Raw genomic sequence first — 17,267 nt, 5'->3', positions numbered from 1 at the left:
TCAAGCAAGGTCGGCGCCGGCGTCGTACCTCCCTCTGTCATGCCCCTGACTTCCCCGCACGGAAAGGAAAGGCTGCATCTCATGGCTTCCATCCCCCGCAGGTCCCTCCTCAAGGCCGCCGCAGTCGCCGGTGCCGCCGCTCAGTTCAGCTGGGCCTTGGGCACCCAGGGCGCGCACGCCGCACCTAGAGCCGAGCCGGGCGACGCCGACCCGGTGACCCTGGACTGGCTGGAGAAGGGCGGCCTCGGCGCCGCTCCCGGCTCCACCGTGGGCGTGCCCTGGCCGAAGGGCGCGTACGAGAAGGACCAGACGTTCGCGCTGAAGGACGCCGACGGCAAGGAGGTGCCGGTCCAGTCCTGGCCCATCGGCTACTGGCCGGACGGCTCGCTGAAGTGGACCGCGCATGCGGTCGGGGCCGGAGTCGGCGCCGGGAAGCTGACGCTCGCCGCCGGTGCGGCCGCGGCCCCCGAGAAGAAGGTCACCGTCGACAAGAGCGGCGGCACCATCGACATATCGACCGGCGTCATCACCGCGAAGATCGGCAAGAGCGGCTCCACGCTCGTCAAGTCCGTCACCCGCGGCTCCACCGAGATCGCCAAGGACGGCCGGCTCGTACTGCTGCGCCAGCCCGAGATCGAGGACGGCGACCAGGGCGCGGAGAAGTACGAGCGGTTCGAGAGCGTCATCGGCGAGGTGGAGGTCGAGCAGGACGGGCCGGTACGTGCCGTAGTCCGCATCGACGGTAAGCACCGTAAGGGCGGCCGGAGTTGGCTGCCGTTCTCGGTCCGGCTCTACTTCTACGCGGGCGCCGAGTCGTTCCGCATGGTGCACACGATCACGTTCGACGGGAAGCAGGAACCCGGCAAGGCGAGCGGCGACTTCATCCGCGGCATCGGTGTGCGCTTCAAGGTGCCGATGCGGGACGCCGCGTACGACCGGCACATCCGCATCGGCGGCGAGGGCACCGGTCTGCTGCGCGAGGCGGTCAAGGGCATCACCGGGCTGCGGCGCGACCCGGGGGCGGCCGTGCGGACGGCCCAGTTCGAGGGCAAGAAGCTGCCCGACCCGTCGACGTGGGACCAGCGGGTGACCACGCGCCTCCAGTACATCCCCGAGTGGGGCGACTACACCCTCTCGCAGCTCTCGGCCGACGGCTTCGGCGTCCGCAAGCGCACCAAGAAGGGCCACGGCTGGATCCCCGCGGGCGGCGGCCGTCGGGCGAGCGGCTTCGGGTATGTCGGCGGCGCGAGCGGTGGATTCGCCTTCGGGCTGCGGGACTTCTGGGAGAAGTTCCCCGCCCAGCTCGACGTCCGCAACGCCCAGACCGACGAGGCCGAGGTCACCCTCTGGCTCTGGTCGCCCGAGGCGCAGCCCATGGACCTGCGCTTCTACCACGACGGCATGGGCCAGGACACGTACCCCGAACAGCTCGAAGGCCTCAACATCACCTACGAGGACTACGAGCCCGGCTTCGGCACCCCCTACGGCATCGCCCGCACCAGCGAACTCCTTTTCTGGGCCCACGAGTCCACCCCGAGTGCCGAGGCGATGGCCAAGCAGGTGGAGGCGGTACGGACGCCCCCGCAACTCGCCGCCCCGCCCAAGCAGCTCATCAAGGCAGGCGTCTTCGGCAAGCTGTTCGCCGAGCCGGACCGATCCATCGCCGCCAAGGCGAAGATCGAGGACCACCTCGACTTCCTCTTCACCTACTACAAGGACCAGGTGGAGATGCGCCGTTGGTACGGCTTCTGGGACTACGGCGACATCATGCACAGCTACGACCCGAGCCGCCACCAGTGGTCTTACGACGTAGGCGGCTACGCCTGGGACAACTCCGAGCTCTCGCCCGACCTGTGGCTCTGGTTCGCGTACATGCGCTCCGGCCGCGCCGACATCTTCCGCTTCGCCGAGGCGATGACCCGCCACACCGGCGAGGTCGACGTCTACCACCTAGGCGAGTGGGCGGGCCTCGGCACCCGCCACGGCGTCCAGCACTACGCGGACAGCGCCAAGCAGCAGCGCATCGCCAACACCACCTACCGCCGCTACTACTACTTCCTCACCGCGGACGAACGCGTCGGCGACCTCATGCACGCCAACGTCGACTCCGACGAGACCTTCCTCGTCCTCGACCCCATCCGCAAGATCCGCACCGAGCCGTACGAGCCGGACAGGAACGCCCTGTCCATCGGCTTCGGTACGGACTGGAGCGGCCTGGTCTCCGCATGGCTCACCGAGTGGGAGCGGCGCGGCCCCAAGTGGGAGAAGGCCAAGGCGCGCGTCCTGTCCACGATGGAGACCATCGCCGCCCAGCCCAATGGCTTCGTCCAGGGCAACGCGCTGTACGACCTGGACACCGGGAAGTTCGCCATCGACAAGGAGGCCAAGGTCAGCGTCTCGCACCTGTCGGCGATGTTCGGCCTGGTCGAGCTGAACGCCGAGCTCATCGACCAGATCGACATGCCGAAGTTCAAGGAGGCGTGGCTCGATTACTGCCGCTACTTCAACGCGACGAAGGCCGAGCAGAAGGCCCGTTACGGCTCCGACTTCGGCTCCCTGCTGCTCTTCCAGGGCCATGCGCGGCAGGACGCGTACGCCGCCGTGCAGTTGAAGGACGACAAGCTGGCCGCGCGCGCGTGGCAGCAGTTCTACAACAGCCGTGACACGTGGGACTACAAGGAGTCCACCGACTGGTCCACCAAGAAGATCGAGGGCCCGACGGCCCTCGTGCCCGGCAGCGAGGCGGCGTGGGTGTCCACCAACGCGACGGCGCTGTACGGGCTGGCGGCGATCCAGAACCTGGCCCTCGTCGGCGACAAGATCCCGTCATGACCGTCGCCTAGCACCACCACCCCCAGCCCCTCCCGCACTCGCCGCGCGCAACGACCGGCGAGTGCGGGAGGCAACCACCGGGTTCGTGGGCAGACTCGGGCCATGGACTGGACGTACTACCGCTTCCGCAGCCTTTGGGTACTCGCCGCCCCGGCCGACGACGTCTATGAAGTGCTGGCCGATGCTGAGAACTACGACCGGTGGTGGCCGCAGGTGCGTGAGGTGACGCGGATCGACGACCGCAGCGGGATCATCCGGATCCGCTCGCTGCTCCCGTACGACCTGGTGTTCACGGCGCGGGAGGTGCGCCGCGACCGGGCAGCCGGGGTCCTGGAGATCGCGATGACGGGCGACGTGGACGGCTGGGCACGCTGGACGCTCACGTCCGAGGGCTCAGGCACGCGCGCCCGCTACGACCAGGAGGTCCATGTGACCAAGCCCCTGCTGCGGCGCCTCGCCGTGCCGGGGCGGCCGGCGTTCCGCGCCAACCACGCGCTGATGATGCGGGCGGGGCGGCGCGGGCTGGCCGCGTACCTGCGCGCGCACCATGAACCCGTTTGATGGGAACCCCGCTCGACCTGTATGGTTCAGTGCGTTCCCGGGCGATTAGCTCAGTGGGAGAGCGCTTCGTTCACACCGAAGAGGTCACTGGTTCGAACCCAGTATCGCCCACCCGGAGACAGCCGGTCCGTCACAGACGGACCGGTTTTTCGCATGTCAGGGCCTTGTGCCCGGACCTGCGTCAGGCCAGTTTCCAGCGCTTACGCCGCCGCCGGGAGCTCCGGACGCAGCGGCCACGCCGGGTCGACCGCCTCCTCCGTGCCGCTGCGCGCGAACCACGCCTCCAGGCCGCGGGCCTGCGCCGCGTGCCACACCGCCTGCAGCGTGTGCAGTTCGGCCGGCGAGAGCCGCTCCAGGCGGGCCGCGAAACGGCGCCCCACCGCCCGTACGACATCCATCGCGGCCAGTGCGTCGGCCGCCGCGTCATGGGCGTCCGCCAGCTCCACGCCGTAGTGCGCGCACAGGTCCGTCAGCGTACGGCGGCCCTTGCGGTAGCGGTCCAGGTGTTTGTCGAGGACCCGGGGATCGAGCACGCGCAGCGGCACGGTTTCGAACCAGTGGTCCAGCGACGACGCCCGATGCCGGCGCAACTCCCGGTCGAGCAGCGTCAGATCGAACGGCGCGTTCATCACCACGAGCGGGCGACCCGCCGCGCTCTGCTCTGCCAGCTCCCTCACTATCTCGTCCATCACCGGCGACGGCCAGCGGCCGTTGCGCTGCAGGTGATCCTCTGTCAGACCGTGGACCGCCGTTGCCCCTTCGGGCACCGGAACGCCCGGATTGACCAGCCAGCGGCTCACCCGCGGCCGGCCTCCGGGAGCGTCCTGGACGACGACGGCGGCCGACACGATCCGGTCGGTCTCCACGTTCACACCCGTCGTCTCGGTGTCGAACGCGGCCAGTGGTCCCTCGTACCAGCACGTCATACGCGCGCAACTCCTCGTTCACCCTCGGCAGTTGACGGACCGTCCACGCCCTCCCCTGTCCGATTCGGTGATACCCGGGCTGTTTGCGCCGTACGCCGGAAGGAGACAACAGAGATACGGGTCTTTGCAGTTCAGCGGCCCGTCGCGGGTATTCACCGGTTTCGGAAGGCTGTTGGAGATGGCCATCGCGCAGCCCGAACAGGGCGGGCTGCTGCCTCAGCGGACACCACCGCATCGCGGCACACTCGCCACCACCGCCTGCATGGAGACACTGCAGGTCGGCTATCTGCACGCGGTCGCGGCGGCCGCGGGCTGTTCCCTGTCCCAGCCCTTTCCGGACAACGGCATCGACTGGCACGTCAGCCACAGCGCGCCCGGGCACACGGTCGACGACGAAGTCACCATCAAGGTGCAGCTCAAGTGCACGTACCAGATCCCGCCGAACCCCCCGGGCCCGGCCTTCTCCTTCACGCTCGACAACGCCCACCTGGAGAAGCTCGCCCGCAGCCCGGTCTCGGTGCACAAAATACTGGTCGTGATGCTGGTGCCCAGAGCCCAGGACGACTGGCTGCGCGCCAGCCACGACCGGCTCGATCTGCGGCACTGCTGCTACTGGACCAATCTCGCCGGACACCGGATCACCGGCCGGCGCAGGACCACCGTGCGGATACCGACCTCGCGCATCTTCGATGACCGGGCGCTCTGCGAGATCATGACGCGAGTCGGAACGGGAGGCAGACCGTGACGCACCGCCCGACCGACGAACCGGCACGACCAGCCAGGCCCCACCCGGTCGAACCGCCCGGCCAGTGGGACCGGCCGCCCAGGCCCGACCAGGTCGACCCCGCCGTCCTCAGCGCGCTGCTGCACCGGCACGGCTGGCAGCGCCGCGGCGGAGCCGCCGGACGGTACGGCCGCTGGACCCCGCCCGGGCCCGGCGGGGCCGGCACCAGCCTGCTCGTGCCGGAGAACCGGGCCTTCCCCGACAGCGACGACCTCCTCGGCGAGGCCCTCCTCGCGCTGTCACGCAGCGGCTCGCCCTCCGCTCGCGACGTCCTGATCGGCCTCGCCGTGCCCAGCGACGAGATCCGCTGGCAACGCGATGTGCCCACCGGACCCGTCGGCGCCACGCCCTGGACCGTCGAGGAGCAACTGCGCCTGGCAGCACGCCAGATGCTCCTCGCGGGCGCCCTCGCCGTATGCGCGCGTGCGGGCTACTACGGCGCCCGCCACCGCAGGCCCGCCGCCGCGTCCCTGGGGAACGTGCTCGTCTCGGCCGGGCCCGACGGCCGGCAACTGACTGCCTTAGTGCCGGTCGCCACGGGCAGGCCGCTCGCCGTCCGGCTCCACCAGGCGGTGTACGCGGCCCGCGAGGCCATCGACTACCAACGCGCCACCGGCGGCATGGACGCCTTCGACAGCGCCGTCGAGGCGGGCGTCAGCCATGAGCTCACGGAAGCCCTCGTGACCCTCGTGAAGGGCACCGAGGGCGCCAGGATCGCCGTCGAATGGGCGCCCGCCGCCGGAGTCCCCGAGGGCTGCGCGACACCCGCCGAGCCCGTCGAGTTCTCACCCGGCGACCTGCCCGTCCTGCGCGAGGCCGGCGCCCGCTATCTGCGCGAGGAGCCGTCCGTGGCGGTGCGGATCACGGGCACGGTGGTACGGATGCGCAGGTCGGCGCCGCGCGGTGACGGCACGGTTCGGCTGCGGGTCATCGCGGGCGCCGAGATACCGCACGTACGGATGACGCTCGACGAGGAGGCGTACCGGATCGCGGGCCATGCCCATCTGCTGGGGCTGCCGGTACGGGTGCACGGGCGGCTGGAGAGCCGGGGCGGCTTCCGGCGGCTGACCGGCGCTTCCGGGATCGCGCCCGTGCAGGTGGACGAGGCTGAACGGGACCAGCTGATGAAGTCGCTGCAGGAGACCGCGGAGATCACGGCCTTCTTCGAGGAGACGTGCGGCGGGGACTGAGCGGGACGGAGACCGGGGGAGGGGCGACCTTTTCGCGAGGGGTGCCCCGGGCTCGGTACGATCCCTTCTATTGCGTACGCAGGACAAGACGCGCACGCCCCCTTCAGTCAGGAGAGACCGGTGTCAGACGTCCGTGTGATCATCCAACGCGATTCCGAGCGGGAAGAGCGCGTGGTGACGACGGGCACTACGGCCGCCGAACTCTTCGCCGGGGAGCGCACGATCATCGCCGCGCGGGTGGAGGGCGAGCTGAAGGACCTCGCGTACGAGGTGCGGGACGGCGAGGCCGTCGAGGGCGTCGAGATCTCCTCCGAGGACGGGCTCAACATCCTGCGCCACTCCACCGCGCACGTCATGGCGCAGGCCGTGCAGGAGCTCTTCCCCGAGGCCAAGCTGGGCATCGGCCCGCCGGTCAAGGACGGCTTCTACTACGACTTCGACGTCGAGAAGCCGTTCACGCCCGAGGATCTCAAGGCCATCGAGAAGAAGATGCAGGAGATCCAGAAGCGCGGTCAGCGTTTCTCGCGGCGTGTGGTGACGGATGAGGCAGCGCGTACGGAGCTGGCTTCGGAGCCGTACAAGCTGGAGCTCATCGGGCTGAAGGGTTCGGCGTCTTCGGACGACGGCGCGGACGTCGAGGTGGGCGCGGGTGAGCTGACCATCTACGACAACATCGACGCCAAGACCGGCGACCTGTGCTGGAAGGACCTCTGCCGGGGTCCGCACCTGCCGACCACGCGGAACATTCCGGCGTTCAAGCTGATGCGCAACGCCGCCGCGTACTGGCGTGGCAGCGAGAAAAACCCGATGCTCCAGCGCATCTACGGCACCGCCTGGCCGTCCAAGGACGAGCTGAAGGCGCACCTCGAGTTCCTCGCCGAGGCCGAGAAGCGTGATCACCGGAAGCTGGGCTCCGAGCTGGACCTTTTCTCGATCCCCGAGCAGATCGGCTCCGGCCTCGCCGTGTTCCACCCCAAGGGCGGCATCATCCGTCGGGTGATGGAGGACTACTCGCGGCGCCGCCACGAGGAGGCGGGCTACGAGTTCGTCTACACCCCGCACGCGACGAAGGGGAAGCTCTTCGAGACCTCGGGGCACCTGGACTGGTACGCGGACGGTATGTACCCGCCCATGCAGCTCGACGAGGGCGTGGACTACTACCTCAAGCCCATGAACTGCCCGATGCACAACCTGATCTTCGACGCGCGCGGGCGGTCGTATCGTGAACTGCCGCTCAGGCTCTTCGAGTTCGGGACGGTGTACCGGTACGAGAAGTCGGGCGTCGTGCACGGTCTGACCCGGGCACGTGGCTTCACCCAGGACGACGCGCACATCTACTGCACGCGCGAGCAGATGTCCGAGGAGCTCGACAAGCTGCTCACCTTCGTCCTCGAGCTGCTGCGGGACTACGGTCTGACCGACTTCTACCTGGAGCTGTCGACCAAGGATCCTGAGAAGTTCGTCGGCTCGGACGAAGCCTGGGAGGAGGCGACCGAGACGCTGCGGGAGGTGGCTGAGAAGCAGGGACTGCCGCTGGTCCCGGACCCGGGTGGCGCCGCCTTCTACGGGCCGAAGATCTCCGTCCAGGCGCGCGATGCCATCGGCCGGACCTGGCAGATGTCGACGATCCAGCTCGACTTCAACCTGCCGGAGCGCTTCGAGCTGGAGTACACCTCGCCCGACGGTTCCAAGCAGCGTCCGGTCATGATCCACCGTGCGTTGTTCGGCTCGATCGAGCGGTTCTTCGCGGTGCTGCTGGAGCACTACGCCGGTGCGTTCCCGGCGTGGCTGGCTCCGGTGCAGGCGGTCGGTATCCCGGTGGGTGACGCGCACGTCGAGTACCTGGAGAAGTTCGCCGCCGAGGCTAAGCAGAAGGGGCTGCGGGTCGAGGTCGACTCGTCCTCGGATCGCATGCAGAAGAAGATCAGGACGGCACAGAAGCAGAAGGTTCCGTTCATGATCATCGTGGGTGACGATGACATGAACGCGGACACTGTGTCGTTCCGCTATCGCGACGGCTCGCAGGAGAACGGCATTCCGCGGGACGAAGCGCTCGCGAAGCTTGTTGATGTTGTGGAGCGCCGAGTGCAGGTGTGATTGCGCCCCACCGACGCGGGGTTTCGGGCCCCCGGGATTCCCGGGGGCCTTTGCCGTGCATGGTGTGTGAAGCCATATGCTGCACCACATGACCAGTGAGCCGGAGCAGCAGATCGGGGTGGGGACGCAGGACGCGTTCCAGCGCTTGTGGACGCCCCATCGGATGGCGTACATCCAGGGTGAGAACAAGCCCAGCGGCCCTGGTGCCGACGACGGCTGCCCGTTCTGCTCGATCCCGGCCAAGTCCGACGAGGACGGGCTCGTCATCAAGCGGGGTGAGCAGGTCTACGCGGTGCTCAACCTGTACCCGTACAACGGTGGCCACCTGATGGTCGTGCCCTATCGTCACGTCGCGGACTACACCGAGCTGACCGCTGAGGAGACCGCGGAGCTTGCGGAGCTGACGAAGCAGGCGATGACTGCGTTGCGCTCCGCTTCGGGGGCGCATGGGTTCAATATCGGTATGAACCAGGGTGGGGTGGCGGGTGCGGGGATCGCCGCGCATCTCCACCAGCATGTTGTGCCTCGGTGGGGTGGCGACACGAACTTCATGCCCGTTGTCGGGCACACCAGGATCTTGCCTCAACTCCTGGCGGACACCAGGAAGATGCTCGCGGAGGCGTGGCCCGCGGCGGCCTGACCGCGCCCAGGGTTATAGGGCTCCCTTGCCTCCGGGCACCCCTTTCCCGCTGAACCGCCGGAGGCCTACGCGTCGTAGACGTCTGCTTTGCTGGGCGCCGCGTCCTGGACCTGGGTGCTCAGGAAGGCCGAGCGGGTGCCGAACTTTTCGGTGTTCACGCCGTTCTCGTCCAGGACGCGGATGGCCGCGGCGTGGACCACGCGGAGGATCGGCGTCGCGGCGCGCAGGGCGTCGTCGGCCATGAAGCGGTGGCGCCATGGCTTGGCCGCCCAGGCGTGGCGCAGGCCGAAGGGCTCGGGGAGGACCAGCTTGCCGCCCAGCCAGTCCAGGATCGGCGGATACCAGGTGAAGGGGGCGCGCACTGCGAGCCGTACCACCTCGTCGGTCGCGACCAGCGGCAGCTTCCGCTCCGTCGTCTCCCAGAACTTGACCGTCTTGGCGACCTCCTTCGTCTTGGCCTCGGGCTTCGAGGTGAACAGGGAGTGCACGGGCCCCAGGGCATGACCGGTGACCTCGATCCGCAAGGTCTCGTGCAGCACGGTCACGGTGATCAGCATCGTGATGATCAACTGGCCGTCCCAGAGCGTCCATTGGACCCCGAGGTAGTGCCGGTCACCGCTGCCGAACTGCTGCTTGTTGCAGATGTCCTGGATGGCGTGGTTCTTGATCTGATACGCGTCCACGTCCGTACCCCCCGGCCGGGACACCTCCTTGGCGCCCTCACCGATCGGCGTGACCACCCAGTGCCGTATCGAAGGCTTGGGAAAACCGCCGGTGTTGAGCGGCCCGCGCTCCAGCATGCGCAGTTGGTCGTGGATCGAGCGTATGACGTCCCAGCTGCGGAAGGGGTGGATCTCCTTGTCGGCGTCTTTCGGTACCAGATCCTCGGCGAGATGCCAGCTGCCCCAGCGCGTACCCATGCCGAGTATGCCCTTGGGGCCCGCGTAGAACACGGAGTTGGACTGCTGCTCGGCGGTGAGCCGGGCCAGCCCTTGGCGCAGCCGCTCGGCGGCGGTCTCACCGGGGCTGCCGGGCACGGCCTCGGGGATCTTGGCGCCGACGCCGCCGCCGGCCAGCAGACTGGCCCAGCGCTCGCGCATGTCCTGCGCCGTACGCTCGCAGATCTGCCTCGCCCAGAACCAGCCGAGGACGGGGGCGACGACCGCCGCGCGCGCGTACCAGGCCCAGAAGCCGGTGAACGGCATCCGGATCAGGAAGATCACGGCGAGGGCGGCCACGCCGATCAGGAGGGCGGTGGCGAGGGCGGAGGCACGCTTGTCGGTGGTTTTGTCGATCGTCCGGCGGATCTGGAAGACCAGCAGCCAGACGACCAGACCGGGCAGGAAGATCAGGCCGGTCAGCACCATCACGGCGGTGAGCCAGCTGTCCCGCTCCTTGCGGATGCGGTTCGCCGCCAGGCAGTGCTCGACGACGACCTGCGGCTCCGTGCCGAACGACTGGATGAGCGGCTTGCGCGCACCGCCCAGCATCCTCAGCTGCACGGCACGGGCGAACGCCTCGCCCAGGTTCGGCTTGCAGATCGTCGCCCACTTGCGGCCCGGCTTGACGGTCGACTTGTGCCATTCGCTGTTGGCTTCGAGGATCTTGTCGACGGGGTCGTCGCGGTACGCCGCCGAGGCCAGGGCGAACGTCGCCGCCGTCTGTCCCGCGGCACCCTGAAGCGGGATCTGTGCCCCGGGCCTGAAATCGAATCCCTCGTCCGCCACTGACCGCCCCCATCGCCGCCATGCTCCGCTGCTGCGGCTTTTCCCGACTTCCGTACTCCGCACACCTGTTGAACAGGTCAATAGTCTTGATCAGGTTCTCAGAGTAGCCCCCGGCACTGACAATCGTCGGCGGACAGCCCAAGCTGTCCGCCGACCCTACGGGAGATCAACTAGGGGGAGTCCTGGGCCTGTTCGCGGATCTTCTCCGCAATGTGCGCCGGCATCGGCTCGTGGCGCGCGTAACGCCGGCTGAACCGCGCGGTGCCGTGCGAGAGGGAGCGCAGGTCGACCGCGTACCGGTCGATCTCGATCTCGGGGACCTCGGCTCGAACGAGCGTCCGCCCGCCGCCCGCCTGCTCGGTGCCGACGACGCGGCCGCGCCGCCCCGAAAGATCGCTCATCACGGCGCCCACGTAGTCGTCGCCGACCAGGACAGACACCTCGGCGACCGGCTCCAGGAGATGGATCTTCGCGTCGGCGGCGGCCTCGCGCAGGGCGAGCGCGCCGGCGGTCTGGAACGCGGCGTCGGAGGAGTCCACCGAGTGCGCCTTGCCGTCGAGCAGCGTGACCCGTACGTCGATGAGCGGATAGCCCGCGGCCACACCCTTATCGGCCTGGGCGCGTACGCCCTTCTCGACGGACGGGATGAACTGCCTCGGCACCGCGCCCCCGACGACCTTGTCGACGAACTCGATGCCGGAGCCGCCGGGCAGCGGTTCGACCTCGATCTCGCAGATCGCGTACTGCCCGTGTCCGCCGGACTGCTTCACATGCCGGCCGCGCCCGGCCGACTTGGCGGCGAACGTCTCCCGTAGGGAGACCTTGTGCGCTACGACATCGACCTGGACGCCGTACCGGCTGCGCAGCCGTTCCAGGGCGACGTCCGCGTGGGCCTCGCCGAGGCACCACAGGACCACTTGGTGGGTGTCCTGGTTCTGTTCCAGGCGCATCGTGGGGTCCTCGGCGACCAGCCGGCTCAGGCCCTGCGAGAGCTTGTCCTCGTCCGCCTTGCTGTGCGCGTGGATCGCCAGCGGCAGCAGCGGGTCGGGCATCTCCCACGGCTTCATGAGCAGCGGGTCGTCCTTGGCCGAGAGCGTGTCGCCGGTCTCGGCGCGGTTCAGCTTGGCCACACACGCCATATCGCCCGCGATGGCGTGCGAGAGGGTGCGCTGCTGTTTGCCGAACGGCGCGGACAGGGCGCCGACGCGTTCGTCGACGTCGTGGTCCTCGTGCCCGCGATCAGCGAGCCCGTGCCCGGAGACGTGCACCGTCTGGTCGGGCCGCAGGGTGCCCGAGAAGACTCGTACGAGGGAGATCCGGCCCACATAGGGGTCGCTCGCCGTCTTCACGACCTCGGCGACCAGCGGCCCGTCCGGGTCGCAGGCCTTGATCTCGCGCGGTTTGCCGTCCGGAGTGGTGACCGTGGGTGCCTCGGGCTCCAGTGGCGTCGGGAAGCCGCCGGTGATGAGCTCCAGCAGCTCGACCGTGCCCAGGCCCTGACGGGCGCCGTCGGCGGCGGGCGCGGCGGCCAGCACCGGGAAGAAGACTCCGCGCGCCACGGCCCGCTCCAGGTCCTGGACGAGCGTCTTGAAGTCGATCTCCTCGCCGCCGAGATAGCGGTCCATGAGGGTCTCGTCCTCGCTCTCGGAGATGATGCCCTCGATCAGCCGGTTGCGGGCCTCCTCGAGGAGCGGCAGCTGGTCGGGGCCCGGTTCGGACTCCTTGCGCTCTCCGGAGGAGTAGTCGAACAGCTTCTGCGAGAGCAGCCCGATGAGGCCGGTCACGGGCGCATGCCCGTCGGGGCCGGGCGCTCCGTGGAGCGGCAGATACAGGGGCAGTACGGCGTCCGGGTCGTCGGCGCCGAAGGCCTCCGCGCAGGTCCGCGTCATCTCGTCGAAATCGGCTCTGGCCGCTTCGAGGTGGGTGATCACGATGGCCCGCGGCATACCGACCGCCGCGCACTCCTCCCACACCATGCGGGTCGAGCCGTCCACCCCGTCCGAGGCCGAGACGACGAAAAGGGCCGCGTCCGCCGCTCGCAGACCGGCCCTCAACTCCCCGACGAAGTCGGCGTATCCGGGAGTGTCCAGAACATTGATCTTGCACCCGCCCCATTCGACGGGAACCAGGGAGAGCTGTACCGACCGTTGCTGCCGGTGCTCGATCTCGTCGTAGTCGGAGACGGTGCCGCCGTCCTCCACGCGGCCCGCCCTGTTCACCGCCCCTGCTGTGAGGGCGAGAGCTTCTACCAGTGTGGTCTTGCCCGATCCGGAGTGGCCGACCAGCACCACATTCCGTACGGACGCGGGGTGGTCGGCCGCCGTAGCCCTGCCGGCGGCTCCGGGGTGTGCGTTCGCCTTGTCGCCCATGGCCTTGCCTCCCGTGCACGGTGAGGTCATGTGTGGGCGCGGACATGCGGACCCGCGTGCCGCGTGCGGTGTGGCGGCTCCGGTGACGCCCGCGGTCCTTTCGAGCTTTCCACTCAGGTTACGGCGCGTCCATACAACAGACGCGATCGTGCGCCACGGGTGCCCGACCGTCGCCCACACGCGCGCGTGGCTACGATGGGCCAGCCGGTGGCCAGCAGGGGCCGCGCGGCCACACCGACCCTCGGGAAGGCCATGCTGAACAAGTACGCGCGTGCTTTCTTCACGCGTGTTCTCACACCGTTCGCCGCGTTTCTGATCCGCCGCGGCGTCAGCCCCGACACGGTCACGCTCCTCGGCACGGCGGGAGTGGTCGCGGGCGCGCTGGTCTTCTTCCCCAGGGGGGAGTTCTTCTGGGGCACGATCGTCATCACGCTGTTCGTCTTCTCGGACCTCGTCGACGGCAACATGGCCCGCCAGATGGGCCGCTCCAGCCGCTGGGGCGCCTTCCTGGACTCGACCCTCGACCGGGTCGCGGACAGCGCGATCTTCGGTGGCTTCGCGCTCTGGTACGCGGGCAGCGGCGACGACAACGTCCTGTGCGCAGTCTCGATCTTCTGCCTGGCCAGCGGCCAGGTGGTCTCGTACACGAAGGCCCGTGGCGAATCGATCGGCCTGCCCGTCGCCGTCAACGGCCTCGTCGAGCGGGCCGAGCGCCTGGTGATCTCGCTCGTCGCGGCCGGTCTTGCGGGCTTCGAGACCTTCGGGGTACCCGGCATCCATGTGCTGCTGCCCATCGCCCTGTGGATCGTCGCCGCCGGCAGTGTCGTCACGCTGATCCAGCGGGTCGTCACGGTGCGCAGGGAGTCGGCGGAGGCGGATGCCGTCAACGGGCAGGAAGCCGGCCAGCAGGACGGCCAGGACAACGGCCCGGAGCAGGGCCGGGAACAGGGTTCGGAGAGCGCCCCACAGGGCAGCTCGCGCAGCAGCTCGAAGACCAGCTCACAGAGCAGCGAGGCAACGTCGTGAGCGGCGTACGCGGACGGCTGACGGACGGCGCGTACGCCCTGGGCTGGAGCACCGTCAAGAAGCTCCCCGAGCCCGTCGCCGTACGGCTCGGCAGGACCATCGCCGACATCGCTTGGAAGCGGCGCGGCAAGGGTGTACGCCGTCTGGAATCCAACTACGCGCGCGTGGTGCCCGACGCGACCCCCCAGCGGCTCGGCGAGCTCTCCAGGGCGGGCATGCGCTCGTATCTGCGCTACTGGATGGAGTCCTTCAGGCTGCCCGCCTGGAGCCGGGAACGCATCGCGAGCGGCTTCGCCGCCCAGGACCTGCACTACCTGACCGACGGGCTCGCAGCCGGCAAGGGCGTCGTCCTCGCATTGCCGCACCTGGGCAACTGGGACCTCGCCGGCGCCTGGGTCACCACCAAACTGGAGACTCCTTTCACCACGGTCGCCGAGCGGCTCAAACCGGAGACCCTGTACGACCGTTTCGTCGCCTATCGCGAGGGCCTCGGCATGGAGGTGCTCGCCCACGACGCGTCCGTGTTCGGCACACTGGCACGCCGGCTGCGCGACGGCGGCCTGGTCTGCCTGGTCGCGGACCGTGATCTGTCCGCCTCCGGAGTAGAGGTGAAGTTCTTCGGCGAGACGACGCGGATGCCGGCCGGCCCGGCGCTGCTCGCCCAGCAGACCGGCGCCCTGCTGCTGCCTGTGACGCTCTGGTTCGACGACTCGCCCGTGATGAAGGGCCGAGTGCATCCTCCGGTTGATGTCCCCGAGACAGGTACCCGGGCCGAGAAGACGTCTGTCATGACGCAGGCGCTGGCAGACGCCTTCGCCACGGGTATCGCCGACCATCCGGAGGACTGGCACATGCTCCAGCGCTTGTGGCTCGCTGACCTGGAACCCCGCCCCGAGCCGTCCGACGGGGAGCGCCCGTGAGGATCGGCATCGTCTGCCCGTACTCCTGGGACGTCCCCGGCGGCGTCCAGTTCCACATCCGCGATCTGGCCGAGCACCTCATCCGCCTCGGGCACGAGGTGTCCGTACTCGCCCCCGCGGACGACGAGACCCCACTGCCGCCGTACGTCGTGTCGGCGGGCCGCGCGGTTCCGGTGCCGTACAACGGGTCGGTGGCCCGGCTCAACTTCGGCTTCCTGTCGGCGGCGAGGGTCAGGCGCTGGCTGCACGACGGCACGTTCGACGTGATCCACATCCATGAGCCGGCCTCGCCGTCACTCGGCCTCCTGGCCTGCTGGGCAGCGCAGGGTCCCATCGTCGCGACCTTCCACACGTCCAACCCGCGCTCCCGGGCGATGGTCGCCGCGTACTCGATCCTCCAGGCGGCCCTCGAGAAGATCAGCGCGCGAATCGCCGTGAGCGAGTATGCGCGGCGCACGCTCGTCGAGCACCTGGGCGGCGACGCGGTCGTCATCCCGAACGGCGTCGACGTCGGTTTCTTCAAGAAGGCCGAGCCCAAGGCCGAGTGGCAGGGGGAGACGATCGGCTTCATCGGCCGCATCGACGAGCCCCGCAAGGGCCTGCCGGTCCTCATGAAGGCCCTTCCGAAGATCCTCGCCGAACGGCCGGGGACGCGTCTCCTGGTGGCCGGTCGCGGTGACGAGAAGGAGGCCGTCGAGTCGCTGCCCAAGGAGCTGCGTGCGCGCGTCGAGTTCCTCGGCATGATCAGCGACGAGGACAAGGCGCGGTTCCTGCGCAGCGTCGACCTGTACGTCGCCCCCAACACCGGCGGGGAGAGCTTCGGGATCATCCTCGTGGAGGCCATGTCGGCGGGCGCGCCCGTTCTCGCCTCCGACCTCGACGCCTTCGCGCAGGTCCTCGACCAGGGCGCGGCGGGCGAACTGTTCGCCAACGAGGACGCCGACGCGCTGGCGGCCTCCGCGGTACGGCTGCTCGCCGACTCCGGCCGCCGCGCGGAGCTGCGTAAACGGGGCAGCGCGCATGTGCGGCGCTTCGACTGGTCGACGGTCGGGGCGGACATCCTCTCCGTGTACGAGACGGTCACGGACGGGGCCGCCGCGGTCGCCGCCGATGAACGCAGCGGGCTGCGGGCGCGGTTCGGGCTGGCACGGGACTGAGAACGGGCCTGAGGACGGGACTGAGAGGGGCGTCTGGTGCGGGAACTGCGCAACGTGCGGGAGGTGCCGCAGGAGGGCGTCAGGACGCCTCTGACGGCCGAGGAGGAGCAGCGGGCCCGGTCGGTGTTCGCCACCGAGATCGGCGCGCAGGTGGCCCGTCAGGGATGGGCGACGTATCCGGCTCACACCCCGGAGGAGCGCATCCGGCTGTACGCGGTGGCGGAGATGATCGGGGAGAGGCTGGGCTGCCTCGTGGAGGCCGTGCCCCAGGACACGATCACCATGCGCTTCACGGTGGTCGGGGCGGGCGCCGCACTCGACTGATCCAGGGTGATCGGCGTGCGGCCCCGGGCCGCGCCGGAGGCCTCGTCACGCACGGGTAGCCTGTGCGCCCGTGACCTCCACCCTGATCTGGATCGTGGTCGCCCTTGTGGCGATCGGCCTCTACTTGAGCTGGACCGCGGGCCGACTCGACCGGCTGCACGCCCGGATCGACGCCGCGCGCGCCGCTCTCGACGCGCAACTCCTGAGGCGTGCGTCGGTCGCACAGGAACTGGCCACCTCCGGAGTGCTCGATCCGGCCGCCTCGATCGTGCTCTACGAAGCGGCGCACGCGGCGCGGCAGGCCGAGGAGGAGCAACGGGAGGTCGCCGAGAGCGACCTCAGCCAGGCCCTGCGGGCCGTCTTCGGGGAGGCACAGCAGGTCGAGGCGGTACGCGAGGCCCCCGGCGGTGAGGCGGCCGCCGTCGAACTCGCCCAGGCGGTACGGCGTGTGCCGATGGCCCGCCGCTTCCACAACGACGCCGTACGCGCCGCTCGCGCCCTGCGCCGCCATCGCAAGGTCCGCTGGTTCCGGCTGGCCGGGCACGCGCCGTTCCCGCTGGCCTTCGAAATGGACGACGAGCCGCCGACGGCCTTGGCCGATCGCTCGGGCTAGGCGCGGGCGGGCTGGGGACCTGGGGTTCGCCCCCGCCGCCCTTACCCGTCCCATACCGGGGCCAGCCCCGGACCCCACTGGGGGCTGGCCCCGGTATGGGA

The 17,267-nt window shown here is 69.5% G+C and carries 14 protein-coding genes and 1 tRNA gene; 12 read left to right on the top strand and 3 right to left on the bottom strand.

What is annotated here, in order from left to right:
• Window positions 1-81: 81 nt before the first annotated feature.
• From G6048_RS05500 to G6048_RS05490, 3 genes are all read left to right on the top strand, one after another.
• On the top strand, window positions 82-2,832 hold the full coding sequence (locus G6048_RS05500) for an exo-rhamnogalacturonan lyase family protein (protein WP_165338307.1): 2,751 nt from the start codon (window positions 82-84) through the stop codon (window positions 2,830-2,832).
• A gap of 102 nt (window positions 2,833-2,934) precedes the next feature.
• The gene (locus G6048_RS05495; protein WP_165338306.1) at window positions 2,935-3,393 is read left to right on the top strand and encodes an SRPBCC family protein; all 459 of its coding nucleotides are present in this window, start codon (window positions 2,935-2,937) and stop codon (window positions 3,391-3,393) included.
• A gap of 39 nt (window positions 3,394-3,432) precedes the next feature.
• Window positions 3,433-3,504, top strand: a tRNA-Val gene (locus G6048_RS05490).
• An 89-nt stretch (window positions 3,505-3,593) separates the two neighbouring features.
• Here the strand turns inward: G6048_RS05490 and G6048_RS05485 are convergent.
• The gene (locus G6048_RS05485; protein WP_165338305.1) at window positions 3,594-4,319 is read right to left on the bottom strand and encodes a 3'-5' exonuclease; all 726 of its coding nucleotides are present in this window, start codon (window positions 4,317-4,319) and stop codon (window positions 3,594-3,596) included.
• Window positions 4,320-4,497: 178 nt separating this feature from the next.
• Between G6048_RS05485 and G6048_RS05480 the strand changes: the two genes are divergently transcribed.
• The 4 genes from G6048_RS05480 (at window position 4,498) to G6048_RS05465 (ending at window position 9,030) form a co-directional block, all read left to right on the top strand.
• Window positions 4,498-5,064, top strand: coding sequence for a DUF4365 domain-containing protein (locus G6048_RS05480; protein WP_165338304.1), 567 nt, complete (start codon window positions 4,498-4,500; stop codon window positions 5,062-5,064).
• Window positions 5,061-6,293 carry a hypothetical protein gene (locus tag G6048_RS05475; protein WP_165338303.1) on the top strand — a complete coding sequence of 411 codons (1,233 nt, stop codon included), beginning with the start codon at window positions 5,061-5,063 and terminating at the stop codon, window positions 6,291-6,293. The genes G6048_RS05480 and G6048_RS05475 overlap by 4 nt, the downstream gene beginning before the upstream one ends.
• A 120-nt stretch (window positions 6,294-6,413) precedes the next feature.
• Window positions 6,414-8,390: a threonine--tRNA ligase gene (thrS, locus tag G6048_RS05470; protein ID WP_165338302.1), complete on the top strand. Its 1,977-nt coding sequence runs from the start codon at window positions 6,414-6,416 to the stop codon at window positions 8,388-8,390.
• A gap of 76 nt (window positions 8,391-8,466) precedes the next feature.
• Complete coding sequence (locus G6048_RS05465) at window positions 8,467-9,030, top strand: HIT family protein (protein ID WP_165338301.1); 564 nt, start codon at window positions 8,467-8,469, stop codon at window positions 9,028-9,030.
• Between the two features lie 65 nt (window positions 9,031-9,095).
• Here G6048_RS05465 and G6048_RS05460 read toward each other — a convergent pair whose 3' ends face one another.
• Both G6048_RS05460 and G6048_RS05455 read right to left on the bottom strand, forming a co-directional pair.
• Window positions 9,096-10,757, bottom strand: a complete 1,662-nt coding sequence (locus tag G6048_RS05460; protein ID WP_165338300.1) for a cytochrome d ubiquinol oxidase subunit II — start codon at window positions 10,755-10,757, stop codon at window positions 9,096-9,098.
• 170 nt (window positions 10,758-10,927) lie between these two features.
• Entirely contained in the window at window positions 10,928-13,126 is a 2,199-nt protein-coding gene (locus tag G6048_RS05455; RefSeq protein WP_165338299.1) for an elongation factor G-like protein EF-G2, read from the bottom strand.
• A gap of 195 nt (window positions 13,127-13,321) precedes the next feature.
• Here G6048_RS05455 and pgsA point away from each other — a divergent pair, with 195 nt between their 5' ends.
• The 5 genes from pgsA to G6048_RS05430 all read left to right on the top strand — a co-directional run bounded on the left by pgsA (window position 13,322) and on the right by G6048_RS05430 (window position 17,166).
• Window positions 13,322-14,152, top strand: a complete 831-nt coding sequence (gene pgsA / locus G6048_RS05450) for a phosphatidylinositol phosphate synthase (protein WP_235989498.1) — start codon at window positions 13,322-13,324, stop codon at window positions 14,150-14,152.
• Window positions 14,149-15,072, top strand: a complete 924-nt coding sequence (locus G6048_RS05445; protein ID WP_165338298.1) for a phosphatidylinositol mannoside acyltransferase — start codon at window positions 14,149-14,151, stop codon at window positions 15,070-15,072. The genes pgsA and G6048_RS05445 overlap by 4 nt, the downstream gene beginning before the upstream one ends.
• Window positions 15,069-16,229 (top strand): glycosyltransferase family 4 protein, encoded by a 1,161-nt coding sequence (locus tag G6048_RS05440; RefSeq protein WP_165338297.1) that lies wholly within the window; start codon window positions 15,069-15,071, stop codon window positions 16,227-16,229. Before G6048_RS05445 ends, G6048_RS05440 begins: the two co-directional genes overlap by 4 nt.
• Window positions 16,230-16,265: 36 nt before the next feature.
• On the top strand, window positions 16,266-16,553 hold the full coding sequence (locus G6048_RS05435; RefSeq protein WP_165338296.1) for a hypothetical protein: 288 nt from the start codon (window positions 16,266-16,268) through the stop codon (window positions 16,551-16,553).
• 70 nt (window positions 16,554-16,623) lie between these two features.
• Window positions 16,624-17,166, top strand: coding sequence for a LemA family protein (locus tag G6048_RS05430; RefSeq protein WP_165338295.1), 543 nt, complete (start codon window positions 16,624-16,626; stop codon window positions 17,164-17,166).
• Window positions 17,167-17,267 lie beyond the last annotated feature (101 nt).

The organism is Streptomyces ureilyticus, assembly GCF_011045025.1.
Lineage (GTDB): Bacteria > Actinomycetota > Actinomycetes > Streptomycetales > Streptomycetaceae > Streptomyces > Streptomyces ureilyticus.
Note: the sequence above shows the minus strand (reverse complement) of the source record. Positions and strands in the feature narration are given on the sequence as shown.

Bases quoted from the DNA above. Each gene is read 5' to 3' on its own strand.
- G6048_RS05495 (WP_165338306.1), top strand. From the start codon at position 2,935: ATGGACTGGACGTACTACCGCTTCCGCAGCCTTTGGGTACTCGCCGCC.
- G6048_RS05500 (WP_165338307.1), top strand. From the start codon at position 82: ATGGCTTCCATCCCCCGCAGGTCCCTCCTCAAGGCCGCCGCAGTCGCC.
- G6048_RS05465 (WP_165338301.1), top strand. From the start codon at position 8,467: ATGCTGCACCACATGACCAGTGAGCCGGAGCAGCAGATCGGGGTGGGG.
- G6048_RS05480 (WP_165338304.1), top strand. From the start codon at position 4,498: ATGGCCATCGCGCAGCCCGAACAGGGCGGGCTGCTGCCTCAGCGGACA.
- G6048_RS05485 (WP_165338305.1), bottom strand. From the start codon at position 4,319: ATGACGTGCTGGTACGAGGGACCACTGGCCGCGTTCGACACCGAGACG.
- pgsA (WP_235989498.1), top strand. From the start codon at position 13,322: ATGGGCCAGCCGGTGGCCAGCAGGGGCCGCGCGGCCACACCGACCCTC.
- G6048_RS05455 (WP_165338299.1), bottom strand. From the start codon at position 13,126: ATGGGCGACAAGGCGAACGCACACCCCGGAGCCGCCGGCAGGGCTACG.